At 66.1% G+C, this 24,513-nt stretch carries 22 protein-coding genes; 14 read left to right on the top strand and 8 right to left on the bottom strand.

The annotated features are described in order from the left end of the window. The first annotated feature begins 7 nt into the window (after positions 1-7). From C3B78_RS04800 to C3B78_RS19965, 7 genes are all read left to right on the top strand, one after another. Positions 8-1,027, top strand: a complete 1,020-nt coding sequence (locus C3B78_RS04800; RefSeq protein ID WP_158677182.1) for an ABC transporter substrate-binding protein — start codon at positions 8-10, stop codon at positions 1,025-1,027. 29 nt (positions 1,028-1,056) lie between these two features. Further along, positions 1,057-1,836 (top strand): ABC transporter ATP-binding protein, encoded by a 780-nt coding sequence (locus C3B78_RS04795; protein WP_104999642.1) that lies wholly within the window; start codon positions 1,057-1,059, stop codon positions 1,834-1,836. Positions 1,837-1,844: 8 nt separating this feature from the next. Further along, positions 1,845-2,804 (top strand): fumarylacetoacetate hydrolase family protein, encoded by a 960-nt coding sequence (locus C3B78_RS04790; protein WP_104997053.1) that lies wholly within the window; start codon positions 1,845-1,847, stop codon positions 2,802-2,804. A 128-nt stretch (positions 2,805-2,932) separates the two neighbouring features. Then, positions 2,933-4,150, top strand: a complete 1,218-nt coding sequence (locus tag C3B78_RS04785; RefSeq protein WP_104997052.1) for a zinc-binding dehydrogenase — start codon at positions 2,933-2,935, stop codon at positions 4,148-4,150. Between the two features lie 217 nt (positions 4,151-4,367). Next, a complete protein-coding gene (locus tag C3B78_RS04775) occupies positions 4,368-5,087 on the top strand; it encodes a DUF4286 family protein (protein ID WP_104997050.1) in 720 nt (239 codons plus the stop codon). 24 nt (positions 5,088-5,111) lie between these two features. After that, positions 5,112-6,020, top strand: coding sequence for a fumarylacetoacetate hydrolase family protein (locus tag C3B78_RS04770; protein ID WP_104997049.1), 909 nt, complete (start codon positions 5,112-5,114; stop codon positions 6,018-6,020). A 55-nt stretch (positions 6,021-6,075) separates the two neighbouring features. After that, the gene (locus tag C3B78_RS19965) at positions 6,076-6,267 is read left to right on the top strand and encodes a hypothetical protein (RefSeq protein ID WP_234005520.1); all 192 of its coding nucleotides are present in this window, start codon (positions 6,076-6,078) and stop codon (positions 6,265-6,267) included. A 584-nt stretch (positions 6,268-6,851) separates the two neighbouring features. On the opposite strand, the gene C3B78_RS04760 is transcribed toward C3B78_RS19965, so the two are convergent. From C3B78_RS04760 to hisC, 3 genes are all read right to left on the bottom strand, one after another. Beyond that, complete coding sequence (locus tag C3B78_RS04760; RefSeq protein WP_104999641.1) at positions 6,852-7,928, bottom strand: N5-glutamine methyltransferase family protein; 1,077 nt, start codon at positions 7,926-7,928, stop codon at positions 6,852-6,854. A 436-nt stretch (positions 7,929-8,364) separates the two neighbouring features. Further along, the gene (locus C3B78_RS04755; RefSeq protein ID WP_104997048.1) at positions 8,365-9,774 is read right to left on the bottom strand and encodes an amino acid permease; all 1,410 of its coding nucleotides are present in this window, start codon (positions 9,772-9,774) and stop codon (positions 8,365-8,367) included. Between the two features lie 43 nt (positions 9,775-9,817). After that, positions 9,818-10,915 (bottom strand): histidinol-phosphate transaminase, encoded by a 1,098-nt coding sequence (gene hisC, locus C3B78_RS04750; RefSeq protein WP_104997047.1) that lies wholly within the window; start codon positions 10,913-10,915, stop codon positions 9,818-9,820. A gap of 93 nt (positions 10,916-11,008) precedes the next feature. On the opposite strand from hisC, the gene C3B78_RS04745 reads away from it, so the two are divergent. Beyond that, the gene (locus C3B78_RS04745) at positions 11,009-11,512 is read left to right on the top strand and encodes an Lrp/AsnC family transcriptional regulator (protein ID WP_104997046.1); all 504 of its coding nucleotides are present in this window, start codon (positions 11,009-11,011) and stop codon (positions 11,510-11,512) included. Positions 11,513-11,628: 116 nt separating this feature from the next. Next, positions 11,629-13,287 carry a thiamine pyrophosphate-binding protein gene (locus C3B78_RS04740; RefSeq protein WP_104997045.1) on the top strand — a complete coding sequence of 553 codons (1,659 nt, stop codon included), beginning with the start codon at positions 11,629-11,631 and terminating at the stop codon, positions 13,285-13,287. Positions 13,288-13,363: 76 nt separating this feature from the next. Here C3B78_RS04740 and C3B78_RS20210 read toward each other — a convergent pair whose 3' ends face one another. The 4 genes from C3B78_RS20210 to C3B78_RS04725 form a co-directional block, all read right to left on the bottom strand. Continuing rightward, positions 13,364-13,489, bottom strand: coding sequence for a hypothetical protein (locus C3B78_RS20210; protein ID WP_267895222.1), 126 nt, complete (start codon positions 13,487-13,489; stop codon positions 13,364-13,366). Positions 13,490-13,589: 100 nt separating this feature from the next. Further along, positions 13,590-14,357: a type 1 glutamine amidotransferase domain-containing protein gene (locus C3B78_RS04735; RefSeq protein WP_104997044.1), complete on the bottom strand. Its 768-nt coding sequence runs from the start codon at positions 14,355-14,357 to the stop codon at positions 13,590-13,592. Positions 14,358-14,422: 65 nt separating this feature from the next. Continuing rightward, the gene (locus C3B78_RS04730) at positions 14,423-15,208 is read right to left on the bottom strand and encodes a hypothetical protein (protein WP_104997043.1); all 786 of its coding nucleotides are present in this window, start codon (positions 15,206-15,208) and stop codon (positions 14,423-14,425) included. A gap of 186 nt (positions 15,209-15,394) precedes the next feature. Continuing rightward, positions 15,395-16,909 carry an MFS transporter gene (locus C3B78_RS04725; protein WP_104997042.1) on the bottom strand — a complete coding sequence of 505 codons (1,515 nt, stop codon included), beginning with the start codon at positions 16,907-16,909 and terminating at the stop codon, positions 15,395-15,397. A 280-nt stretch (positions 16,910-17,189) separates the two neighbouring features. Here C3B78_RS04725 and C3B78_RS04720 point away from each other — a divergent pair, with 280 nt between their 5' ends. Further along, a complete protein-coding gene (locus tag C3B78_RS04720) occupies positions 17,190-18,767 on the top strand; it encodes an HNH endonuclease signature motif containing protein (RefSeq protein ID WP_199775335.1) in 1,578 nt (525 codons plus the stop codon). A gap of 248 nt (positions 18,768-19,015) precedes the next feature. Here the strand turns inward: C3B78_RS04720 and C3B78_RS04715 are convergent, their stop codons facing one another. Then, positions 19,016-20,848, bottom strand: coding sequence for a calcineurin-like phosphoesterase C-terminal domain-containing protein (locus C3B78_RS04715; RefSeq protein WP_104999640.1), 1,833 nt, complete (start codon positions 20,846-20,848; stop codon positions 19,016-19,018). A gap of 204 nt (positions 20,849-21,052) precedes the next feature. Between C3B78_RS04715 and C3B78_RS04710 the strand changes: the two genes are divergently transcribed. From C3B78_RS04710 to C3B78_RS04695, 4 genes are all read left to right on the top strand, one after another. After that, positions 21,053-21,598 (top strand): DM13 domain-containing protein, encoded by a 546-nt coding sequence (locus tag C3B78_RS04710; protein ID WP_104997040.1) that lies wholly within the window; start codon positions 21,053-21,055, stop codon positions 21,596-21,598. A 302-nt stretch (positions 21,599-21,900) separates the two neighbouring features. Continuing rightward, on the top strand, positions 21,901-22,371 hold the full coding sequence (locus C3B78_RS04705) for a hypothetical protein (protein WP_104997039.1): 471 nt from the start codon (positions 21,901-21,903) through the stop codon (positions 22,369-22,371). A gap of 2 nt (positions 22,372-22,373) precedes the next feature. Next, complete coding sequence (locus C3B78_RS04700) at positions 22,374-23,963, top strand: serine hydrolase domain-containing protein (RefSeq protein ID WP_199775390.1); 1,590 nt, start codon at positions 22,374-22,376, stop codon at positions 23,961-23,963. Then, the gene (locus C3B78_RS04695; protein ID WP_104997038.1) at positions 23,960-24,472 is read left to right on the top strand and encodes a methyltransferase family protein; all 513 of its coding nucleotides are present in this window, start codon (positions 23,960-23,962) and stop codon (positions 24,470-24,472) included. Before C3B78_RS04700 ends, C3B78_RS04695 begins: the two co-directional genes overlap by 4 nt. Positions 24,473-24,513: the final 41 nt, after the last annotated feature.

The raw sequence follows: 24,513 nt of genomic DNA, 5'->3' as shown, positions 1-24,513 counted from the left end.
AGTTCTCGTGAAAGCACGAAAAAAAGTTACGTTCACCGCCTTGGCAGCATCGGCCATTATGGCTTTGAGCGGCTGCGCCACCCCGGCTTCAAACCCGTCCGGATCCGAGGCCAAGGGATTGGACAAGCTGCCAATCCGCCTGAACTGGACATTTGAAGCGGCCGACCATCCATGGTTTTTTGCCGGAATGGTCGAAGGCATTTATGCCAAGCACGGCATTGAACTCCAGCCGCAAGAAGGAACAGGATCTGCCTCGACATTGCAGTTGGTGGCATCCGGCAGCGACCCGGTAGGTCTCGTCGATGCAGGGACAATGATGGGTGGCGTGGGCAAGGGGCTACCCGTCAAGTCAGCCTGCGTTCTGGCACAGCGCAACCCCATGTCTGCCATTTTCCCGGCCGGCGCGGGCATCTCATCGATCCGGGATTTGGCGGGAAAAACGGTGGCTGTGACGCCCGGCGACTCGCTGTCGCAAATATTTCCGGCAGTCCTCGCGAAGAACGGTATGTCCAAGGACGACGTGAAATTGGTGGGCCTGTCCGACCCCGCAGCGAAGCAGAACTCGGTACTGACAGGAGCCTCGGATGCTTTTCTCGGCTACTACACCCTGCAGCTCCCCGCAGTCGAGCAGAGTTCGGGCAAAGACATGGACTATCTCTCGTTCTCGAAACTTGGCGTGGACACGCTCAGCATGGCGATCGTGACCAACACGAGCTGGGCTAGCCAGAACAAGGAGCTTCTCGACCGCTTCATCAAAGCAACGCAGGAGTCTGTCGATTTCGTGGTGGCGAACCCAGCGAAGGCAGCCGACCACTTTGTAAAAGGTGTGCCGCGCTTCGATAGGGAGCTGGCATTGAAGCAGATCGAGGCCACTATCCCGCTGCTGCACACAAAGGCCACCGAGGGGAAGCCTGCATGCGTGACGGAAGAATCAGACTGGAAAGAAACCCAAAAAATTCTTGTCGAAAACACGGGCCTTCAGGAAAAGCCGCTCGATCTCTACTACACCAATGAGCACGCACAATGAGCCACACGGTAACGCCAGGGGCAGTGAACATGAAGCGCAGCGCAGGGACACCGATCGATATCCAGGACCTGTCGATCGAGTACCAATCGGGCAGCAAGACCGTAAGGGCCTTGGAACCGATTAACATGCAGATCAAGGCCGGGGAGTTCGTATCCGTCGTGGGGCCCAGCGGATGCGGTAAATCGACGCTCCTTAAGGCAGTGGCCGGGCTCATCCGCCCCTCGTCCGGCAGCGTCCGAGTCGGAGGAATCACGGTCACGAAGCCCCACTCAGATCTGGGGATCGTTTTCCAGAATCCGCTCCTAATGGACTGGCGGACGATCATCTCCAACGTGCTCCTGCAAGCCGAGATGAGGGACATGCCCAAAGAGGAGGCCACCGCGAAAGCCAAGGCTCTGCTCGCCCAGGTGGGCCTTTCCGGATTCGAAAATCACCGCCCACATGAGCTTTCCGGCGGCATGCAACAGAGGGTCGGCATCTGCCGGGCGCTTCTGCATGAACCTCCCCTTATCATCATGGACGAGCCCTTCGGAGCCCTTGACGCCCTCACCCGCGAACAGATGTGCTACGACCTGCAAGCGCTGTGGATTGAACGACGTCCCACCGTTCTCTTCATCACCCACTCAATCGCGGAAGCCACTTTGCTTTCAGACCGGGTCATCGTCCTTTCAGGAAGGCCCGGACGCATCCTCGCCGAGTTCGAGCTCAATCGCGACCGACCCCGGCGGCTGGACGACGAGGACCATCCCGAAGTGGATCATGTCAGCCGCGAGATCCGCCGCCTGTTGGCCGTGAAGAATCCTTCGTAGGAAATGACATGAAGCTCATTTCCTACGATCAGTCCGGATTTGCCGCACTTGCCATAGTCCGGGAAAGCGCTGACGGTTCCAAGGTGCTGCCGGTAACCTCGTGGGCCGCTGCCGAGGACATGACCTGTGCTGTGAGTATGCGCGACGTTTTACAGGACTGGACATATTGGAAGGGCCGCTTAAGCGAGCTGGCGGCTGGATCCAGGCCCGAAGACTGGTTGCCTGCAGCGGAGGTGGAGATTCTCGCACCGGTACCAAGCCCCGGATCCCTGATCGGAATTGGCCTCAACTATGAGGATCATGCCGCCGAAACCGGTTCACCTCGCCCATCCGAACCCGTCGTCTTCGCTAAGCACCCATCCTGCATTGTGGGGCCCGGGCGTGACATCATCCTGCCGGACGCATCACAGGAAGTGGACTATGAGGCAGAACTCGCAATCGTCGTCGGACAGCCGGCATTCCATGCCGATGTCGATGAAGCGCGGAATGCCATCGCCGGTTACACGATCATGAATGACGTGACGGCCCGGGACTGGCAGCGGCGGACAAGCCAATGGATGGCGGCGAAATCCTTTCCGAGCTTCGGTCCCATGGGACCGCTTATGGTGACCGCCGACGAACTCGGGTGCGCGGAGGATCTCAAGATCTCGCTGTCTGTAAACCAGAAGCGACGCCAGGACTCATCAACCAGCCACATGATTTTCGGTGTCGTGGACATCGTGCGGCATGTCTCATCCGTTTGGCCGCTCGCACCCGGAGACGTCATCATCACTGGAACACCAGCGGGAGTGGGCTTTACACGACACCCGGCTGCATTCCTTCACGCTGGCGACGTCGTCGAAGTATCAATCGAGGGCATTGGCGTACTCACCAACAAGGTAATTACCGCGGACGGAAGCCGCAAAGTGAAGGCCTCGGGCACGTCGAAAGGCTTGGCCGATTCCCTCCATACTTTGGGCCAGCGGTGAGCCGGAGCGTGAGTTCCCGCTTACCGGGTCCGGCTGACAAACCCAGGCGGTGAGAAGACCGAAGCCCCCCAACTCCGACCGCAGCTTTGCCGCGGCCTAGCACCGCATTAACCAGACAGGGATTGCAAATGATCAAGGAAGAACCACAAGGGCCGGTCATTCCGGCCACGATGAAGGCGGCCGTGTGGGACGGCGAAGGGGCCAGGCTCAACGTAGAGTCGATTCCTACCCCGGAACCGCAAAAGGACGAAGCCCTGGTCAAGATTGCGGCCTGCGGGGTCTGCCATAGCGACCTGCACGTGATGAAGGGCGAAGTGGCGTTTCCCTCGCCGGCCGTGCTCGGCCATGAAATCAGCGGAACCATCGTGGCAATCGGCGAAGGTACCTTCCACTCGGAAAGAGCTGTGGGAGACCGGGTGGTCGGGGCATTCATCATGCCATGCACCAAGTGCGACTCATGCAGCAAGGGGCGCGACGACCTGTGCGAACTGTTCTTCCAGGAGAACCGGCTGCACGGAAACCTGTTCGACGGGACCTCCAGGCTTCGCCGCTCTGACAACAGCCGCCTCTCCATGTACTCAATGGCCGGCATGGCTGAATATGCAGTCGTGCCGCTTTCAGCTCTAGCCTCGGTGCCTGATGAACTTCCGCTGGAAGAGGCCGCCGTCCTAGGCTGCGCGGCTTTCACCGCATTCGGGGCAGTCACCCGCTCTGCCCGGCTTGAGGCCGGGGAATCCGTCGCCATCGTTGCTGTTGGCGGGGTCGGATCGAGCCTCATCCAAGTCGCAAAATTTGCCGGCGCCGCTCCAATCATCGCAATCGACATAAGCGACGCCAAACTTGCAGCAGCGAAGTCCCTGGGGGCTGACTTCACCATCAACTCAGGCACAGAGGATGCCGTAGAAGCGGTACGGCGGCTGACGGGAGGGAGAGGTGCAAACGTTGCATTCGAAGCACTAGGTCACCCAGCGACTTTTGCCCAAGCCATTTCCCTTCTCAGCGAGGGGGGACGAATGGTGGCTGTGGGGATCGCTGCGGGTGCCCAGACCGCTTCGGTTCCGATTACGCCCCTCGTCCGGAGAGGACAGTCAATCGTGGGTTCCTTCGGCGCACGAACCCGAAGCGACCTGCCGCTCGTAGTAGACATGGCCAAGACCGGAGGGTATGCACTGGATCAGGTCGTGACCCGCAAGTATCCGCTCGCTGACGTGCAAAAGGCCTTCACGGCAATGGAAAAGGGAGAGATCCATGGCAGGGCAATCGTCTGCCCGGAACAGCTGACGCCATGGACACCGGACGAAGGCTCGCATCAGCTTGAAAACCTCACAAGGGCCAATGCTCTCTAGCTAATCAACCGCCACGACTGGTAGCGAGCGGGCCGGGTACGCAGAAATCCGCCGGATCAGCAACTGCATCGCCGCCTCACGCTTGGCCGCAGCGACCGCAGCCAACTGGCCGCCGCCTTCGCGTCCCGCCGATCCTGGCACTGCCAAAGACACGTCCCAGCTGCTGATCCCCTGTCCACCACGGACAAGATAGCCGGGCATCAGAAAGGAACTATCCGTGCATTTTCAATCACTGTCGGGCGCGGCGGCCTTGGTCAACTGGATCACGGTCGGGCGCAGCGACGTACCCACATTCGATGACTGGTACAACTACCAACATGTGCCGGAACGGGTCTCAACACCGGGTTTTATGCGCGCCCGCCGTTTCATAGCAACTGACCAACCCGATTCAGCGGAAGCAAACTACCTCACCGTGTATGAGACCGCTGACCTCTCGGTACTGAATTCGCCGGAATACCTTCGCCGACTCAACAACCCGACCGAACTGACCCAACGCGTTATCCCCACCTTCCGGCAGTTCCGGCGGGCAGCCTGCGTCATCAGCGTACAGCGCGGTTTCGGTTCCTCCAGCCGCGTACTGGCGATCGAGCTTTCGCCCGAGCGTCGCCACGAACAACCGTTGCGGACGCTGATCGCAGATACGCTGCTGCCGGGCGTGATCGCAGGACACCTTGTACACACCGCGTGCCTGATGGAACCAGACGCCGCAGTGAGCTCCGCGAAAGATTCAACCCGGGAAGGCCGCGCAACCGCCAGCGCACTGCCCGCGTCTTGGACAATTCTCGCCGAACTGCAAACAGGCGTCGATGCAGAGCGCGTAATCAAGGAATTCGGCAAGGGAATCGAAGGGTCCGGGATCGATCCGAAGACCATGGGCTCCGGCGGGGAGTTCCAGTTGCTCTACGAACTTCGCGCAGCAGCAAACGTCGCAGCCTAAGACCAATAACCAGGAGGAACATAAGTGCGCATCGCAAACGTTACCAACCGACTCACTATCGTCACCGGGGAAGGGGCCGTGGATGTTGCGGCTGCGAGCGGTGGACGTTTCGGCCCCGATCCGCAGTCTGTGTATGACGAATGGGAAGCATTCGTCGGCTGGGCGCGCACTGCCGACCTCTCGTCATCGGCCCCGTTCGACTTTGACGCCCTCGGTTCACCAGTGCCTCGCCCCCGCCAAGTTTTTGCTATTGGTCTGAACTACGTAAACCATGCCAAGGAATCTGGCCTGCCAGTGCCTTCCGTCCCGATGGTCTTCACGAAGTTCCCCAGCGCCATAACGGGCCCGTCCGGAACGATCGAGCTATCCGGCAACTCCGTCGACTGGGAGGTTGAGCTGGTCGCAGTCATAGGGGCGGAGGCAAGGAATGTATCCGAAGCAGACGCGTGGCAACACGTAGCTGGCCTGACTGCAGGGCAGGACATTTCGGATCGCCAGGTGCAACTGGAAGGTACCTCACCGCAGTTCAGCATGGGCAAGTCGTTCGAAAAGTACGCTCCCATAGGCCCTTGGCTTGTGACCACGGATGAATTCGAGAACCCGGATGACCTGCGGGTGAGCTGCCTCAAGGGTGAGGAATCGGTACAGGATTCCCGGACGTCGGACCTGGTCTTCTCGGTTCCGCAGCTTGTCTCCTACCTGTCCAAGATCGTAACCCTCTATCCGGGCGACGTGATCTTCACAGGTACGCCAGAGGGCGTAGGGCTTGGGCGGTCTCCGCAGATCTATCTTTCGGAGGGGGACGTACTCACGACGACCATCGAGGGAATCGGCTCGATGATTCACAAGTTCGTCAGCCCCGTCAACGAGGAAACGCCGAAGAAAATCCGCGATGAAGCCGAGGAGGCCACCTCCGGAGCAGCGGCGAGGTAGCCACAGGCTGCGGCGGCCTTCCTGGGCCGGAGGCCCCACGGCATGCCCGGCAAAGGTGCATGACGAAGGGCGCACCCGGCCAGCGCTCGAGGCGGCGGACGAGGTACTTCCGGCGCGGGACGCACCAAAGGCGGCGAACGACGTCGACCTCGGCCTTGGGCAGGTTGCCCGCCTGCTCGCCGGGGAGAGCATCTGGCCGGAGCTAGGCCGGAACTCCACGAGCTCGCCGACCGCCTCGGCGCGCTGACTGCCGGCACCGCCTGGCGCTCAACCTCCACGAGGGCGAGGGACACCTCGGCGTCGCGGCGGCTTCGGCACGGACCCGCGGCCGGGCTCATGGCCTACGCCGACGTGGCCCTGGTGGCCGGGGCTTCATCGGCTGGGCACCCATGTATTGGACCGACGCCGGCGCCCGGGGAACGTTCGTGGCCGGCTGCCGGATCACGTCCAGCGTCCGGGCCCTTGGCTAGTGAATTTACGCCCCGCGGGCCGCGAAGGCTCCGGTAGCGGGCTAGATATGTTGGTGCGGCTTCATCACCAACGATGGCAGCACTCGGGTTTCTGGCACGCCCATTTGGCTATGCCGCTTTCAACTTTGCCCGTGGCAGGGTAGAAGCGCTCTTCGGGGACGATTACGCAGCCGGCAAATTCGGCTTTGGGGTCCTGCTCACTGCGTCGGGCATGACCATGCCGTAGATAATGCGCCATGATTCGTGGCCGCAAACCGGGCACTTCGTCGTCGCAGTTTTCGCTTGGTGTTTCCATTTTCTGCCACCCCAGGAACGCAACCTCGGCCGCAAGCATTCTGCGGTCTTACAAAATTTTTTAGGGCTAACGGCGAACGAGCCGCCACAGGGACGTGACCTCGGCCGCGCGCGCCTCGAACAGGGGATCGTCGCGGTCCGATGCCTTCGGGTGCGTTGGCTTGGTGTCGAGCCGTTCCACCACTTTCAGCCCTGCAGCACCGATGGCGGCCAGCAGATCCTCACGCGAGCGCAGGCCAAGGTGCTCGGCCAGGTCGGAGAGGACCAGCCAGCCCTCGCCGCCCGGCTCCAGATGGTCGGGCAGTCCGTTCAGGAAGCGGAGCAGCATCCTGCTCCCGGGGTCGTAGACCGCGCTGTCCAGGCTGGAATGCGGCGTGGCGGGAATCCACGGCGGGTTGCACACGATCAGCGGCGCCCGGCCCGGCGGGAACATGTCGGTCAGGACCGCCTCGGCACGGTCCGCTACACCGAGGTTCCGGAAGTTCTCGGCGGCGCAGGCGACGGCGCGCGGCTCATTGTCCGTCGCCACCACGCGGCGGACGCCGCGGCGGGCGAGGACGGCAGCGAGCACGCCGGTGCCGGTTCCGACGTCGAACGCCAGCGTCTCAGAAGGCAGCGCGGCGGTGGCCACGAGATCCACATACTCGCTCCGGGTGGGGAAGAACGTGCCATAGTGCGGGTGGATGCGGCCCTGCAGGGCCTCGACGTAGACGCCGTTCCGCCGCCACTCGTGGGCGCCAACGGCCCCGACCAGCTCATGCAGGGACACCACGGACGGTTCGGTTATGCCACCGTACGCCTCGGCGGCGGCCTCCCGGATGTCCGGGGCGCGGCGCAGCGGCACCACCGGGCCCGGATCAAGGGGAATCAGCAGCAGACCGAGAATGCGGGCACGGTGCGAGGCGGACTGGCGGTGCCGGTAGAACCTCTCGGCACCGGTTCCAGTGGTCCCCTTCTTCCCGCCGCCTACCCGCCGGTCCAGGGCGTTGAGGAGCTGCCGCCCGTTATGGAAGTCACCGCGCCAGAGCATCGCGATCCCCTGGGACGCCATCCGGTACGCCTCATCGGCCGTAAGGGAATCGTCCACCACATCGGCCCGCGCCGGCGCCGGCCTGCCGTTCGCCGACCGCCAGCGCGCGGTCATGCTGGTCCCCGCTTCAACCCAGATCACAACGGCAGGCTCATCCGCCGCAGCAGCGCTCACGGGATTGGGGACCGGCGTCGGGATTAACGCGGGTGCTGGCGGGTCAATGCTGATGAAGGATCCATTCTGAAAATCCGGGAGCCGGCCGGGGTGACGATCGCGGCGGCGGTTCGACGACGTCCAAGGCTGCGGCCCAGCTTCCAGACCCCTCATCCGGCTGCGCGCCGGGCTTGGTCGATGGCCGCCGGGGCCCTTGAACTAGATACTCAGGATACAGGTGTGCTGTGGCCGCCGTCGCTCATCCGGGGACAGACCGACACTCCCCGCCAGGTACGTATTCCCCACATCTCCGGTCGGTACAGAAGGGCGCGCCCGGCCAAAGCCGGACGCGCCCTTCGTGCGCTCTGAACCCGCAACCCGGGCCAAGGCGGATTATTCAGTCGATAAGCACCGGCTGCTTGGCGTCCTCCGACGCTTCAACAGGCGCAACCTTACGGTTCCGCTGGTTCACCCAGCACCCAACCGCCAGCAGCGCGACGAGCGCGAACGTGCTCAGGAGCTGGGGACGGGAATCCTCGCCGATGAAGCCCACCGTGAAGATCGCCGCGAGGATGACCAGGCCAAGCACGGTCAGCCACGGGAAGCCGGGCATCCGCAGGGGAAGCTCCGTACCCTCGCGGTCGGCACGGAGGCGCAGCGCGAGCTGGGCCAGGAGCGCGGACGTCCACACCAGCAGGCAGGTGGAGCCCACGATGTTGAGCAGGACGCCCAGGACCATCTCGGGGAAAACCAGCTCCAGCACCACCGTGACAACGCCGAAGGCAACGCTCGCCAGCACCGCGGCCACCGGGACCTGCCCCTTGGACACGGAAGCAAGCAGCCGCGGCGCTTCGCCCCGCTCAGCCAGGGAGTACGCCATCCGGGAGGCGCCGTAGAGGTTGGCGTTGAGCGCGGAGAGCAGCGCCGCGACGGCCACCAGGGTGATGGCGGTGGCCGCACCGGGCATGCCGGCGGCCTCCAGCACGGCGGCGAACGGGCTCTTCAGCCCCGCCGAACCCACGGGAACCACCGCAGCGATGATGAAGATGGCACCGATGTAGAACACCAGGATGCGCCACAGCACGGTGCGGACGGCTTTCTTCACGCTGCGGGCCGGCTCTGCGGTCTCGGCTGCGGCCACGGACACAATCTCGGTGCCGCCGAACGCGAACGCCACCACGAACAGTGCCGTGGCAATCCCGGCGAATCCGTTGGTCGCGAAGCCGTCGCCCATGAAGTTGGAAAGGCCCGGCGACTGCACACCCGGCAGCCAGCCGAACAGCAGCGCAAAGCCCACCAAGAGGAACCCGACGATCGCCGCCACCTTGAGCAGGGCGAACCAGAACTCGAACTCGCCGAAGTTCTTCACGCTGGTGAGGTTCACGGCGGTGAGCACCACGATGAACACGAATGCCATCAGCCACACCGGCAGTGCGGGGAAGATGGTGGCGAGCAGGCCTGCCGCACCGAGCGCTTCGGCGGCGATGACCACCACCAGCTGCAGCCACCAGAGCCAGCCGACGGTTGCGCCGGCGACCGGCCCGTAGGCCTTGGCGGTGTAGACGGAGAATGCGCCGCTGTCCGGGTTGGCCGCGGCCATCTCGCCGAGGGCCCACATCACCAGGATGATGAGGGTACCGGCCACGAGGTAGGAGATCAGCACCGCCGGGCCGGCGGCCTGGATGCCTGCGCCGGAGCCGATGAAGAGGCCCGCGCCGATGGCGCTGCCGAGCCCCATCATGGTGAGCTGGCGGGGTTTGAGGGCGGCGCCGAGGGCGCGCGCAGACGTCTTTGTCTGTTGTTCCATGGGAATTCCTCTGGTTGTAGGTGGAACTGTTGGGGATAAAACTTCAGGCTGCGTGGGCTTCAAGGATCCGGAGCACGCGGTCGTTGGAGGCGGGATCGGCCACGGTGACCCGCACCCCGTCGCCCTGGTACGCCCGGACCAGGATGCCCGCGCCGTCGAACGCCTCCAACAGCCTGGCAAGGAGGGATTCATCGGCACGGATCCACAGGAAGTTGCCCTGGCTCGGCTGCAGTCTCCAGCCCTGGGCCGCCAGTTCCGCGGCCATCCGTGCGCGCTCCTGCCTGACGGCGGCAACCCGCGCTTCCATCTCCTCCCCCGCGTCCAGCGACGCGACGGCCGCCTTCTGGGCCAGCGCGCTCACGGAAAAGGGCAGGGCGGTCCGGCGCAGCCCCTCGGCGATGGCCGGCGCCGCCACGGCGTAGCCCACGCGCAGCCCGGCGAGGCCGTAAGCCTTCGAAAACGTGCGCAGGATGCAGACGTTCGGGTACCGGCGGTAGAGCGCCAGGGAATCGGGGCCGCTGCCGGCTTCAGCGTATTCAATGTAGGCCTCGTCGATCACCACCAGGACGCTGGACGGCACAGCCTGCAGGAACGCCTCGATGCTGTCGTGGCTGATCGGCACCCCGGTGGGGTTGTTGGGCGTGCAGAGCAGGATCACCCTGGTGCGGTCAGTGACGGCCGCGGCCATGGCCTCAAGGTCGTGGCCCTCCGCCCCGTCCAAGGGGATTCGGACCGGCCGGGCGCCTGCCAGCTCCACCAGGATGGGGTAGGCCTCGAAGGACCGCCACGCGAACACCACCTCATCGCCGGCGTCGCACAGTCCGGTGATGACCTGCTGGAGGACGCCCACGCTGCCTGGACCCACCGCCACCTCCGCAGGGGTGACGCCCAGGTGCCGGGCGAGCCGTTCGCGGAGTTCGACGGCGGCCATGTCGGGGTAGCGGTTCATCCTGCCGGCCGCTTCGGCCACCGCGGTGACGGCTGCGGGCAGCGGGTCGTAGTGGCTTTCATTGCTGGCGAGGGCCGCGACGTCCACGCCGGCACCGCGGCGGCCCGGCACGTAGGACGGAAGGCCGGCGACGGCGCCGCGAAGGGCGGGCAGCGCTGCCTCGGGACCGGCCACAAGCTGATTACTGGTCATGAGGTCCGATCATGGGAGTGACCCGGGCCACATTGCAAGATACCCTCTAACCATTGGGACTTCTGCTCAACTTCTACTGTGTGTGGTGAAAATATGACCATTGCGAACTCTCGCACCCTGGATTCCCTCGACGGCAGGATCATCCTGGCCCTGGACAAGGATCCCGAAGCCAGCGCCCTGGCACTCTCCCGCACGCTCGGCGTCGCCCGGAACACGGTCCACGCCCGGCTGGCGCGGCTGGAGCGCAGCGGCGCGCTCCGCTCCTTCAGCCGCAGGCTGGACCCCGCCGCGCTCGGCTACGACCTGATGGCCTTCCTTTCGCTATCGATCAGCCAGACCCGGACAGGCTCGGTGGAGCACGGGCTCGAGGCGATCCCGGAGGTCATCGAAGTCCACGCCACCACCGGGGACGCGGACCTCGTGGCCAAGGTGGTGGCCCGCGGCACCGGGGACCTCTACCGCATCACCAACCAGATCCTGGAGATCGAAGGGGTCCAGCGCACCAGCACGGCCATCTCCATCCTGGAACTCATGCCGCCCCGCTACGACGGCCTCATCAGCCGGCTGTCGGAGCAGGAGGCGCGCCCCTCGGACTGACCCGCAGGGCGCGCCACAACTGGGCAGATTGTCACTGCCAGCAACTCCTGCTGCCAAAAGTCCCAGCAGGATCCGTCGGTATTGCAAACATGAGACGCAGGCCACACGATGCCTGCATGACTACTCTCACCGTCTCCGGCCGCGTGGCGCAGGTCCTCAGCAACTATGTCAGCGATGTGTTCGGCGTGATGGGCAACGGCAACGTCTACTTCCTGGACGCCGCGGAGAAGCAGGGCCTCCGCTTCTCCCCCGTCCGGCACGAGGGCGCCGCCATCGCCGCGGCGGACGCGTACTACCGGACGTCGGGACGGCTCGCTGCGGGCACCACCACCTACGGTCCCGGCTACACCAACGCGCTCACCGCCCTGGCCGAGGCGGTCCAGGCGCAGATCCCGGTGGTGCTGGTCACCGGGGATGCACCCACCAGCGGCGCCCGGCCCTGGGACGTGGACCAAACGGCCATCGCCGCCGGCCTCGGCGCGGCCACCTTCACCGTCACCCGCGACGCCGCAGGTGCCATCACCCGGCAGGCGGTGGAATACGCACTCACCCGGCGCACCGCCGTCGTGCTTGCCATTCCCTACGACCTCGCGGCACTCGAGGCCGCGGACGAGGACCTTCCGGAACCGGCGGCGCCAAAGGTGACAGACGACGCCGACGGCGGCCTTGGGCGGGCAGCCCGCCTGCTCGCCGGGGCCAGGCGGCCGCTGATTCTTGCCGGCCGGGGTGCGCACCTCGCCGGCGCCGGCCCGGAACTCCGCGAGCTCGCCGACCGGCTCGGCGCACTGACCGCCGGAACCGCCCTGGCGCTCAACCTCCTCAACGGCGAGGGGTACCTGGGCGTCGCGGGCGGTTTCGGCACCGACACCGCGGCGGGCCTCATGGGCGAGGCCGATGTGGTCCTGGTGGCCGGGGCCAGCTTGAGCCCGTTCACCATGCGGTTCGGGCACCTGATCGGCCCGGACAGCACCGTCATCCAGATCGACGCCGGCCTGCAGCCCACGCACCCCCGGGTGGACCTGTTCGTCAGCGCGGACGCGAAAGCCGCGGCGGCGCGCCTCCTGGCGCTGCTTGACGGCGGGACTGCGGCGGAAGCCTGGCGCGCGGAAGCCCGCCGTCGGCTGGCCGAGGGTCCGGGGCACCACCCGGGCTCCGCGGAAACCCCGGACGGCCGGCTGGACCCGCGGTCCCTTGCCATCGCCCTGGACGCCGTGCTGCCGGAGCGCCGCACGGTGGTCCAGGACGGCGGCCACTTCGTGGGCTGGGCGCCCATGTACTGGAACATCCCGCGGCCGCAGGACCTGGTGATGGTGGGCACCGCCTACCAGACGATCGGGTTGGGACTTGCGAGCGCCGTTGGAGCAGCCCGCGCGCTGGAGGACGGCCGCACCCTGGTGCTGGCCTCCGGCGACGGCGGCTTCCTGATGGGCCTGTCTGACCTTGAATCGCTGATTGCCGCGGCCCGCAGCGCCATTGTCGTGATCTACAACGACGCCGCGTACGGCGCCGAAATCCACCAGTACGGCTCCCAGGGCCTGACCGAAAAGCCGATGCTGATCCCCGAGGTGGACTTCAGCGGGATTGCCCGCGCTTTGGGTGCCGAGTCGGCGATCATCCGCTCGTTGGCCGACCTGTCCGCGCTGCAGGACTGGACGGACGCCGGCGCTAAGGGAATCTTCGTGGCCGACTGCCGGATCACCTCCACCGTGCGGGCACCGTGGCTGAGCGAATGGATGAAGGCCTCCCAGGCAGCGAAGGCGGCGGTGGCGGGGTAGCGGCCAGGTCCCCTCCACATCGCGGGTGGGCTCGGATGCCTGGTGTTGGTCACCCAGTCGGATGCACTGCGATTAGTTAGCCCTGAGGCTCCTCGGCCCGTGACTTATCATCGTCTGCACCGGGCTTGTCGTGAACCTTCTTCGGGATCTTGCCCTCAACGTCAGCGGGGACGGGAGGGTCCTTCTCATCATCAGTAGACATAGGCCAAGCCTAAGCTGCCCCCGTTTGCCGCCTCTCATACGAAAAACTGACGGCCACCCTTTCATCCGGGTGGCCGTGAGTTTTTAGTGCCTGCTGGGTGCTACTGCTCCGCTTCCGCGGCAGCCGCCTTGACGGCGTCCTTCTCGGCCCGGAGAGCCTCGGCGTCGTGCTGTTCCTCGGCTTTTTCCTGGTGGATGACCACTGCGAAAAGCTTCTCCATCTCCTTGGCCACGCCGGCAGCTGATGCCGGGTTCTGGCCGGTCACCAGCCGGTCGTCAACCACAACCTTTTCCTCAAAGACATCAGCGAAGACGTGGGTGGCGCCCTGCTCCTCAAGCCGGTCTGCCAGGAAGAACGGAATGACCTTGTCCTTGCCTGCAGCGACCTCCTCGTCGTTGGTGAAGGCGGCCACCTTGCGGCCCTCGACGAGGCGGAGCCCGTTCTCCAGTACCACGTTCAGCAGGCCGGCCGGTCCATGGCATACAGCGCCCACCAAACCGCCGTTGTTGTAAACGCTGGCCACCAGGTTTTGCAGGCCTTCGCTGTCCGGGAAGTCCCACATGGTGCCGTGGCCGCCCACGAGATAGACGGCGTCGTACTGTTCCGGATCCACGACGTCGACGCGGGCAGTGTTGTAGAGGCCGGCGCGCGTGGTCTCATCCTCCGTGAAGGCGATCTGGATGGGATCTTTCGTGTCCACCTCGTCGCGCGGGGGCTGGCCGCCCTGGATGGATGCAAAGTCGACGAAATGCCCGGAATCCTTGAACACCTTCCAGGGGTGTGCAGCCTCGGCCACGTTGTAGCCGGTCTTCTCTCCCGTATCGCCGATCTCGGAAACGCTGGTCAGTACCATGAGGATTTTCTTCATGAAATGCTCCTATCGTCCAACTCCCCACCCTACGCCCAGCCCGATCCGCGGCGTCCGGAGGCGATTCAGGGCTGGCCTGTGGGGACGAGCCGGTAAGCGAACCGGCTGTCCGGGCCACCGGGTCCCATCGTGAGGTCGGCCCCCTCGGTGGGCAGCACCACCGGCGCCTTGAACACGCTCCCGCCGCAAGGGACCAGCACGGGGGCGAGGACTTCCGCACCCTTCCAGGTGGAGACGGACAACTCGGCTACCGGCAGTCCGGCACAGACTATCTGCAGTTCATACTGGCCCGGTGGGGCCGACAGGCTGGCCGTGGTGGTTGTGTTCCCGCTGCTGGTTCCCCGCAGCTCTCCGGGCATAGGCGGTTGCAGCTGCTGTGCTGCCCAGTCTGAAAGGTCTTCGAGCTCCGAAAGCCTGCGGTCAGGGTTGGGCTGCACCTTGACGCCCGTTGCGGCGGGTCTGCCCGTGGGCGGCACCGCGCTGATGGTGAGGGGCCCGCCGTCGTGCCTGACAAAGCGGTCCAGCGTGGAGGTGCACTCGAAGCTGGTCGCTTCCGGGACGCCGTCAGCCTTCATGAGAGTGAGCTTGGCCCCGTAAACCCCTGCGCAGGCGCCGGTGACCAGGTAGTCTCCGGGCGCCAGCTCAAGGGACAGCTTCCCGGCAGGTTCAGCCTCCGACGGCATGCCGGGGTCCGTAGGGGAAGCCTCGAGCAAACGGGCCACTTCGTTGACGTTGTCCTTGAAGGACGCGGCCGACGGCGTTGCGGGCGGTGGGGATGAAGGCGCCGGCGGCTCGTCCGGGCCGCTGTACTCACACCCCGCCAGCGACATGGCCAGAACGGCCGCAGCCATGAACATTCCTGCGTGCCGAGCCGGCATCCCCCCATGAGCTGACATGACGCCGAGTCTACGGTCTCCCGCCCTCGCCCGTGATGGGGGTGCCACGCGTGTGAAGGGCTGGCATAACCGTCTGGCCTTTAGTCGGCGAGATCACGCTGTCGGCACCAACGCCAAGTGCCGCCGTCGTCAGTCCACGTTTCACATCGCCGTCGGATTCCCGGGCCGGCCCTTGCGCTCCGCCCGCGCGATTTCGAAGCTGCTCTCGAACGGCAGCGAGTCCACGTCCAGCAGCGGGTTGCTGTCCTGGGTCTCCACCAGCTTCCGGGCGGCTTCCTCCGACTCCACGCTGGGCATGGACCCGGGCAGGTGCCGCCGGGCTGACTCGGGCAGGAACCGGATGGCCACTGCAGCCACCGCGGCCACGGCCATGAGGTAGTACGCAATCGCCATGTCGTCGCCGGTCAGCTGGATGAGGGACGCGATGATGAACGGGGCCGTTCCGCCGAAGATGGCCACCGCCAGGTTGTAGGCAATGCCCATGGCGGAATAGCGGTGCTCGGTGGGGAACAGCGCCGGCAGCGCCGACGCGAGGTTCGGCACCGAGAACGCCACCGGGAAAGCAATGAGGGCCAGGCCCAGCAAGGTCATAGGGAGGCTGCCCGCCGCTATGGCCAGGAAGGCGGGCACCGCGAACACCACGGTGCTGAAGGCCCCGATCCACAGCACGCGGCGGCGGCCGATCCGGTCCGAAAGCAGCCCCGTGAACGGAATGCACAACGCCATGGCCACCAGGACCGGGATGGTCAGCAGCGTCCCCTCCACCTCGCTGTACCCCTTGTTGCTGGTCAGGTATGTGGGCATATAAGACGTGAGCGCGTAAGCCACCGTATTGGCTGCCGCCGCCAGAATCATGGCCAGCAGGATGGGCCGCCAGTGCGCCTGCAGAATCCCGACCGGTCCCACCGGGCGGAGGTCCTCCCCGGCCTCGGGGTGCTTGGCTGCCACGGCTTCGGCTTCCAGCGTGGCCTTGAAGGCGGCCGACTCCTCGATTTTCATCCGAAAGTAGACGGCCACGGCGCCCAGCGGACCGGCTACAAGGAAAGGAATCCGCCAACCCCACGCCTCCATCTGCTCCTGGCCCAGCGCCAGCTGGAGGAGGGACACCACCAGCCCGCCCGCCGCGAAACCGAGATAGCTGCCCATGTCCAGGAAGCTGACGTAGAAGCCCCGGCGGCGGTCCGGCGAATGCTCGCACACGAACGTGGTGGCGCCCGAGTATTCGCCGCCGGTGGAGAAGCCCTGCACCAGCTTGAGGACCACCAGCAGCACCGCCGCCCAGATGCCCAGCACCGCGTACCCGGGCAGCAGGCCGACGGCGAACGTCGCGACGGCCATGAGCATCAGGGTCATGGCCAGCACCTTCTGCCGGCCGATCTTGTCGCCCAGCCAGCCGAAGAAGATCCCGCCCAGCGGCCGGGCAATGAAGGTGGCGCCGAAGGTTCCCAGCAGGAACAGGTTCTGCACGGCCCTGTCCGCCTCAGGCAGGAACACCGGCCCCATGGTGGTGATGAGGTAGCCGAACACGCCCACGTCGTACCACTCCATCGTGTTGCCCACGATGGTCCCGCCGAGCGCCTTCTTCAGCGTGCGGGGGTTGACGACGTTGACGTCGGATACCTGCAACCGCCGCTGCTGCCCTCTGTGCTCTGTCATGGCCCGCTCACCGCCGCCTCGCTCGCTTGGCTGGGCATACGTCGTCGTTCTTCCAGCCCGCCTGGCCGGCAGGAGCCCAACACTTTCGATCATCCTGCCACCGCACCCGCCAGGGCAACAACGGTTGCGCTTTTGGGAGAAGTACGACGGCGGCACGCACTTTGAGAGCGCGGGCGTGTGCTCCGCTTGGGCGGACCCTGCGTGGCCCCCAGGTCTGCTGCTTTGGCCCAGTCCAGTGAGGGCCGACCAAAATGTCGTACCCCCGTTAGACGATATTCCTGTGGAAAACGGAGCGGGAACCGGGACGGGCGTGGAGGCTATCTACGCCACCGTTGCTGCGCTCGCCGCGCTTGATGCCGAGGACGCCGCCCTCGCTTCTGCCGGAGCCTCGGGTACCGCTGGGGACGGAGCCGATGTATTGCAGCGGGCGTACGAAATCCGGCTCGAGCGGATGGGGCTGGAGAAGAAGCTGGAGTCCCAGGCCTCGGCGCGGAAGGTGCGGTCCGCCACCGAAGCGATGGACCTGCAGCACGCCATGACCCCGCCGGACGCGCCCCTGCACGACCGGACCTACGCCGAGATCTCCACTGTTGAGGAAATCGCCGGGATCCTCACCATCAGCTCCGGTGCCGCGTCCGCGTTCGTCACCCAGTCCCGGCAGGTGTGTGCAATGCCGCCGGTCATGGACGCCCTGTCCGCCGGCAGCCTCTCCTGGCAGCAGGCCCGGATTTTTGCCGACGAAACTGAGGGTTTGGACCACGCCGCCGCAGCCGCGCTGGTGGAGCACTTCCTCGACCCCGACGCACCCAATCCGGCCCGGGGTTGCCCCGCCCCGGAACTGGTGCCGGCCCGGTTACGGGCAAAGGTGCGGGGCTGGCGGGAACGCCATCACCCGGAGTCGATCGAGAAACGCCACCGCAAGGGCGTGGCCGATCGGCGCGTGGAATTCACGCCGGACCGTGACGGGATGGCCTGGATCGCTGCATACCTGCCCGCCGACCAAGCCCTGGCGGTCTGGAACGACCTCACCGCAACTGCCCGAAGCCTCCAAGGCCCCAACGAACCCCGCACCCTCGCCCAACTCCGGCCCGACATCCTCACCCACCGGCTCCTCACCTACCGCGGCGCCATAGCCCCGGGGCCCACCGGCACCGGTTACGTCTTGGGCGAGGCGCCGGCGGACATGATCGGCCCGGCCACAGTCGTCGGCTCCGACGAACCCGCAACAGACCCGGGCACTAGCGACCATCCCGGCAGCCACGGCAACCGGGCACCGGCGGATGCCGCGAAGGTCCCCACTCCCCGCGCCGACGTGCTTGTGACCGTTCCGTTCTTCGCCCTTCTCGGACTCACCGGCGAACCCGCCGTGCTCGACGGCTACGGCCCCATCCCCGCCTCGATGGCCCGCCAACTCCTCTCCGCGGGTGCCGAGTCATTCCGCCGCGTCCTGCTTGACCCGAGCGACGGAACACCACTGGAAATCGGTCGCACCAGTTATCGACTCACCAAAGCCATGAGGAAAGCGCTGCATCTTCGGGACGGCAAATGTGCTTTCCCCGGCTGCAGCAACAACGCCCTCGACAACGAAATCGACCACCTCAAGGCCTGGCAACACGGCGGAACCACCGGAATCAGCAACCTGGCACAGGTCTGCCCAAAACATCACCGGCTCAAACACAACAGCGGCTGGGAACCGACGCCGGCTGCCAAGGACGAACCGCCCGGCTGGACGTCACCCACAGGGCAGCAGTACCAAGCCGAACAACCCGACCGCGAACCACCTCAATGGCCGCCGGGCATTCTGTCACCGGAAATCAGTGCGCTGGAAGGGCTGCTGCTCCAGCTCTTGTCAGGATGATGGGCCACGTGTTCAAGTCAAGGTGCTCCAACCATGTGCTGAGGCTTGGTTTACGGGCAAGCACGACGGCGCCGCGCGCCATGCGGAGCACGCCTGCCCGCCGCGTGGGCTGGCCCTACCGTGCACGGAGATTGCCTGCCGCGCCCAACGCAGGCGCCGCCGTCGTGAGTCCAGACAGAGAAAAGCCCTGGCACGAACCGTGCCAGGGCCTTTCTCTCTCTGCTAAGCCGCGGTGCTGCGTGTAACCGCTATCCGGCGACCCGGAACGCCAGGGTCTCCGTGAACGTCCGGCCGTAGACATCAGTGGCAGTGACCGTGGCCGTGTGCTCGCCTGCTGCCAGGTCCGCGGGCAGCTGCAGCCGCCACAGGTGCATCATGCGGTCGGCCAGGCTTCCGCCGTTGACCAACTGCTCCTGGACGGCCACCGGGTCAGAGTACTCAGCACCGGCCAACTGGCCTTCGCCCTGCATCTGTTGGGTACGTACCGCCTCAACCGTCTCGCCGCCGTCAAGCTGGACCTTCACTGCGGAGCCGGTGCTGCCCATCCAGAAGTTGGTGGTCAGCCATGTGGTGTTGACCAGGTCCTCACGGGAAACCGTCATCGGATCAGCGAACGCGGGGGCGCTGCCCTTGTTGGCGAGGTTCCGGGCGTACCACTCGCGGTAGCGCGGGGTGTTCAGGCCCAGGGACATCTGCAGTGACTCGTCCTCGCCGCGGACGGAGAAGCGCTCCTGGAACTCGGTGTTCTTGATGTCCAGGGTCAGCACTCCCGGCAGGCCGCCATCGCGCTGGTACGCGAGCGGGTAGCCTTCAGCGGTCTGGCGTCCGGAGTACCAGTCGCCGGAAATGGCGCCGGCGGTGATGTGGGTGAACGGCAGGGCGTCGATGCCGAACAGCTCGGACCAGCCCGCCAGGGAGTCGCCTTCGCGAAGGTTCTCGATGCTGTGGGTGTGCCCGCCGAGCGCCACCACCTCGCGGCCTTCGAGGATCTCGTAGACCTCCTTGACCTGCGCCACCTGGTGCTTGCTGCTGCCCTGGTCCGCGTAATCCAGCAGCGGAATGTGGGCGGCCAGGACAATCAGCTGGTTCTCCGGCACCTGGGCAATGTCGTTGCGCAGCCATTCAAGCTGCCGCTCATCCAGCGAACCGGTGTAGTCGCCCTTGGCGGCCGGCTGCTTGGTGGGGAATTCCACGGTGTTCAGCGCGACGACGTGGGCCTTGCCGGCGTCGTAGGAGTAGTACTCCGGGCCGAGCTTGGCCCTGAACGTATCGAACGTGTGCTCGCTGCTGGTGGCATCGAAGTCGAGGTCGTGGTTGCCGGGCAGGAAGCGTGCCGGGCCGTTCAGCATGCCCGCCAGCTCCCGGGTCTGCGGATACAGCGAGAGGTCATCGCCCACCACGTCGCCGATGAACAGCGCGCCGCAGCCTGCGTAGTCCGTGCGAGCGGCGAGGTCGGTGAAGGCGCCGGTGCGGGCGTACTCCACCTCGTCCTGGTCGTAGGTCTGGACGTCGCCGCCGATGACGCAGTGCTGCTCCGGCGACTGGGTCAGGCCGCTCTTAGCCAGCGGGAAGTTCACCTGGTCAGGCAGCGGTCCGGTGGGCTCGAGGCCGCCGAACTTCAGCTCCGGGGAACCCGCGGGCAGGTGGTGGTAGAAGAACTGGGCCACGTTGTCCGCATCCACCGGAACCTGGTAGCCGCGCGGCTGGGTCACGGACACGGTCATGTTGTCGAACGCAGGCAGCTCATAGCGGCCCTGGCTGTCCGTCTTTGCCACGTCACGCCCGTTGGATACGGTCACCCCGGCGAGGCCCCGCTCGTTGCCGTCCTGCACCGAGTCCTGGTCCTCGTCCACGTAGGCGACGCCGTCGATCACCTGCTGGTTCTCGTCCGGTCCTTCGATTACGTTGACGCTGCCGCGGTATGCCGTGGCAGCCCAGTCGGCAGGCTCGACGGCAGGCTCGACGGCATTGCCGGTGGACGGGTTGAGAAGGGAAGCCGCGCCAATGACTGCCAAGGTGCCGGCAGTCAGGGCCAAGGGCCGGGCGGGATGGAACTTGGACGGTCTGGCAATCAAGTACACGAAGATCCTCCGGGTTGAGTGAATGCTGCCGGCGGTTTCAGCCGGCAGGTCCACCCTCACAGCACCGGGTAAACGGTTACCCACTGGTAGGTCACAGGCAGGGGAAGGGCGCGTAACCACTCGGACCGGGACGAGTACTGGAGGACGCATTGGAGTGGCCCTCCGGGCGCGGAACGGCACGGTGGGTCCGGACGTTGATGTGGTATGAGACGGCGTGTTGTCATCCCGGTTGTGGCGCTCATGGCTGTCATCGCGGTTGCCGTGGGGCTATACCTGTTCCAGCCGTGGCGCATCTTCACCAGCTCAACTGTGATCGAGGATGTGCCGGCTGCTGCCCCTCCTGCATCCGAATCGGTTGGGCCCTCGGCAGCGCCCGCGCCCGCCGCGCCCGCCCCGGTTCCACGTGAACTGGCAACAGGCCGGCTCATCAGCCATGAACACGCCAGCTCGGGAACGGTGCGGATCCTCGAGCTTCCCGACGGGAGCCGGATCCTCCGCCTTGAGGGCCTCAATACCTCCGATGGCCCCGACCTCCGGGTGTGGCTCAGCGATGCCCCGGTGATCGAAGGGTTGGCGGGCTGGCATGTGTTCGATGACGGCGCCTACCTCGACCTGGGCGCGCTCAAAGCCAACAAGGGCGATCAGAACTATGACATCCCGGCAGCCACAGTGCTGGGAGACTACACCTCTGTCAGCATCTGGTGCGCCCGCTTCACAGTGTCCTTCGCCGCCGCCGAGCTGAAGACGTAAAACGGTCCCATGGAGCTGGCCTCCGCAATGGTGGCTGACATGGAGGAGCGCCGTGGACACCTAAGCGGTTCTCAGGAACGTCACTGCTCAGGAACGTCACTGCCCTGCCGGACGCTAAGGTTGGCTTGGGCAGATGGACGGCTGCCTTGGACTGGGTTGCATAGGGGGACTCAATGCGGAGCACAAAGAAAGCTCACGTGCGGTCCGCCACCGGCCTGATGGTGCTGGCCTTCGTCCTTGCAGTCTTTGCAGTTGGTTCGCTTTCGACTGACGCCGCGCTGGGCTGAGCCATGGCACTGGGGATGACGCGGGCCGGAACGGCACTGCGGTACGGCATGGTCTCGGCGCTCCTGGTCGGGATCCAGCTTTACAGCCTGTGGTTCCATTCAGCCGGGGTCTATCAGGGCAACGCCAACGTGTCCCTCAGCGATTTTCCCGAAGATGTGGACGTTGTCTTCGTCCTGACCTTCGTTCCCACCGTCGTTGGCCTCAAATACCTCGCGTACGACGCCGCAGTCAGGGCGTTCACCAAGGACTACAGAACCCCCGCGCTCGTGGTGTGTTTCATCGCCGGATACGCGGCAGCGCTTGCCAGCGACGCGGCGTGCCTCTTTGCGGCATCACGGCCCATCGCGGACTCCGGGTTGGCTGCCCTGGGCACCATCCTGCAAAGTCCGATACCCCTCCTGGCAGCCGGGGGCATCATCGCAGGGACGGTGCTCCTTAAGGACCGTCCCCCGCAGGCCGGGGCTACGCCTACCCCCGGCCAGTGACCGTGCGGACAATATCCTGGTCACCGCGCTGGTTCCTGTTCTGCTGCCTCGTGGCCCTCGTTGGCGCCACTCACGCGGCGACGCTCGCAACCATTCCCGCCACGGCCGCCACGGAAACCGTCGATCCGCAACACGCCTACGCCGCCGTGGACGCCTTCCTCCTCGACCAGCTCGAAACCCTCGGCATTCCCGGTGCCGCGATCGCCGTCGTGCGTGACGGCAGGCAGGTGCACTCCGCCGCCTTCGGCAAGGCGGACCCCGCCGGGCGGCCGATGACGCCGCAGACCCCGGTGCTGCTGGCCTCCACCAGCAAGTCGCTGACGGCCATCGCGGTGATGCAGCAGGTGGAGGCCGGGCGGCTGCGGCTGGATGAGCCGGTGCGGACCTACCTGCCCTGGTTCACGCTGGACGATCGCCGGTCCCCGGCCATCACGGTCCGGCACCTGCTCCACCAGACCAGCGGCATGTCCTCGAGGGACACGGCCTTCGAGGCCTCCCTCAGCCAGGACCCGAGCGCCCTCGAAGCATCAGTCCGGGCACTGGCCGGCTCCCCGCTGGCCGGCGAACCGGGGCAGCGTTTCCACTACGCCAGCGCCAACTACAACGTCCTGGGCCTCTTAGTGCAGACCGCCGCCAACCAGCCCTTCGGGGAGTATGTGGAGCAGCACGTCTTCGCGCCGCTGGGAATGGTGCACAGCCATACGACGGCGGCCGCCGCCCGGGAGGACAGCGCGGCCGAGGGCCATGCGCGCTGGTTCAGCTCGTTCTGGGTCCGGACCGACGTTCCGGCGCCAGCCGCGGGGATGCCCTCCAGCACCCTGTATGCCTCGGCCGAGGACCTGGGCCGCGAGCTGGCCGCACTGCTCGACGGCGGCCGACACAGGGAAGCGCGCATCCTGGAGCCAGGGAGCGTGGCGGCGATGTTCGAGCCCCGTACCACCGTGGACGGCGCGAAGGGCTACGGCATGGGCTGGTACACCCGGCCGCTCGTGGAATCCGTTGACCCCGCTGCCCCGGCGCCGGCGGCCGGGGACGTGCCGCTGCTGCTGGAGCACCAGGGGGAATGGGGCAACAGCCACACCTACCTGGCCATGGTCCCGGAGTCCGGGCTCGGCGTGGCCCTGGTCGTCAACGGCAACGACACCGCAGCCCCGTCCCGGCTGAAGGCCATCGACACGAACATCCTAAGGATCCTCCACGGGCGCTCCCCCGTGCCCGCCGTGGTTTTCGAGGACTGGCTGCAGCAGTTCAGCTGGGCCGTCTCGCTGGGGCTGCTGCTGGCGGAGCTGCTGAGCCTGTGGCTGTCCCTCTCGGTGCTTTTACGACGGCGGTTCGTCCGCAGTGGGCGTTGGGCTCCCCTGGCGTGGGCCGCCGCCGCGCTGGCACTCGACGCCTTCGCCCTCTGGCTCTGCCTCGTCTACGCGCCCGCCCGGTTCGACACCGACCTGCTGGTCATCGTCCGCCAGTTCCCGGACGTGGGCGTTTCGCTGGTGCCGGTGCTGGGGCTGGCCATCCTGTGGCCTGTCCCGCGGACAGTCTGGCTGCTCAGCAGGGTGCTGCACCGAGACCCGCGGCGTACCCTGAAGCCATGAAAGCCGGCGTCGGTTCCGTACGCATCCTGGCGGGACGCGTGAAGGCGGTCTACGAAAACCTTCCGCTGCCGGCGCCCGTCGTCGCCGCGATGGCACTCGATGCTGCGCTCGCCAGGCTCCGCCCACTGCCGCTCCCCGGTCCCCGTTCCGTCCACAGGATGGTGGGGGCGGGACTGGTGATCACTGGCGCCGGCCTGAATGCCTGGGCCCTGGCTGAACGCCGGCGGCGCTCTGCCGGCCCGTTCGAGCTGGAGCGGCCGGAGGACCTGGTGGTCACCGGCCCGTATGCCGTCACCCGCCACCCGATGTACGTGGGCTGGTGGATCATCCAGCTCGGCGCGGGAACCATGGCCGGGTCAGCCTGGGTCCTCGCGCTGCTGCCCGCGGAACTGCTGGGGGAGCACCGGTTTGTGCTGAGCGAAGAGGACACGCTCGCCGGGCTGTTTCCGGAGTCCTACCCGGACTACGCACAGCGGGTGCCCCGCTACCTCGGCCTCCCCCGCCGGTAGGTTACGTCGCGCTGGTAGCCACGCGCGGCGCCATGGCTGAG

Source organism: Arthrobacter sp. PGP41 (genome assembly GCF_002953935.1).
Lineage (GTDB): Bacteria > Actinomycetota > Actinomycetes > Actinomycetales > Micrococcaceae > Arthrobacter.
The sequence above is the reverse complement of the archived record's forward strand: the minus strand, read 5'-3'. Positions and strand labels throughout refer to the sequence as shown.

Excerpts from the sequence above, each read along its gene's own strand:
- C3B78_RS04795 (WP_104999642.1), top strand. The coding sequence starts at position 1,057 with ATGAAGCGCAGCGCAGGGACACCGATCGATATCCAGGACCTGTCGATC.
- C3B78_RS04790 (WP_104997053.1), top strand. The coding sequence starts at position 1,845 with ATGAAGCTCATTTCCTACGATCAGTCCGGATTTGCCGCACTTGCCATA.
- C3B78_RS04785 (WP_104997052.1), top strand. The coding sequence starts at position 2,933 with ATGATCAAGGAAGAACCACAAGGGCCGGTCATTCCGGCCACGATGAAG.
- C3B78_RS04760 (WP_104999641.1), bottom strand. The coding sequence starts at position 7,928 with ATGACCGCGCGCTGGCGGTCGGCGAACGGCAGGCCGGCGCCGGCGCGG.
- C3B78_RS04755 (WP_104997048.1), bottom strand. The coding sequence starts at position 9,774 with ATGGAACAACAGACAAAGACGTCTGCGCGCGCCCTCGGCGCCGCCCTC.
- hisC (WP_104997047.1), bottom strand. The coding sequence starts at position 10,915 with ATGACCAGTAATCAGCTTGTGGCCGGTCCCGAGGCAGCGCTGCCCGCC.
- C3B78_RS04745 (WP_104997046.1), top strand. The coding sequence starts at position 11,009 with ATGACCATTGCGAACTCTCGCACCCTGGATTCCCTCGACGGCAGGATC.
- C3B78_RS04740 (WP_104997045.1), top strand. The coding sequence starts at position 11,629 with ATGACTACTCTCACCGTCTCCGGCCGCGTGGCGCAGGTCCTCAGCAAC.
- C3B78_RS20210 (WP_267895222.1), bottom strand. The coding sequence starts at position 13,489 with ATGTCTACTGATGATGAGAAGGACCCTCCCGTCCCCGCTGACGTTGAG.
- C3B78_RS04735 (WP_104997044.1), bottom strand. The coding sequence starts at position 14,357 with ATGAAGAAAATCCTCATGGTACTGACCAGCGTTTCCGAGATCGGCGAT.
- C3B78_RS04730 (WP_104997043.1), bottom strand. The coding sequence starts at position 15,208 with ATGGCTGCGGCCGTTCTGGCCATGTCGCTGGCGGGGTGTGAGTACAGC.
- C3B78_RS04725 (WP_104997042.1), bottom strand. The coding sequence starts at position 16,909 with ATGACAGAGCACAGAGGGCAGCAGCGGCGGTTGCAGGTATCCGACGTC.
- C3B78_RS04710 (WP_104997040.1), top strand. The coding sequence starts at position 21,053 with ATGAGACGGCGTGTTGTCATCCCGGTTGTGGCGCTCATGGCTGTCATC.
- C3B78_RS04705 (WP_104997039.1), top strand. The coding sequence starts at position 21,901 with ATGACGCGGGCCGGAACGGCACTGCGGTACGGCATGGTCTCGGCGCTC.
- C3B78_RS04695 (WP_104997038.1), top strand. The coding sequence starts at position 23,960 with ATGAAAGCCGGCGTCGGTTCCGTACGCATCCTGGCGGGACGCGTGAAG.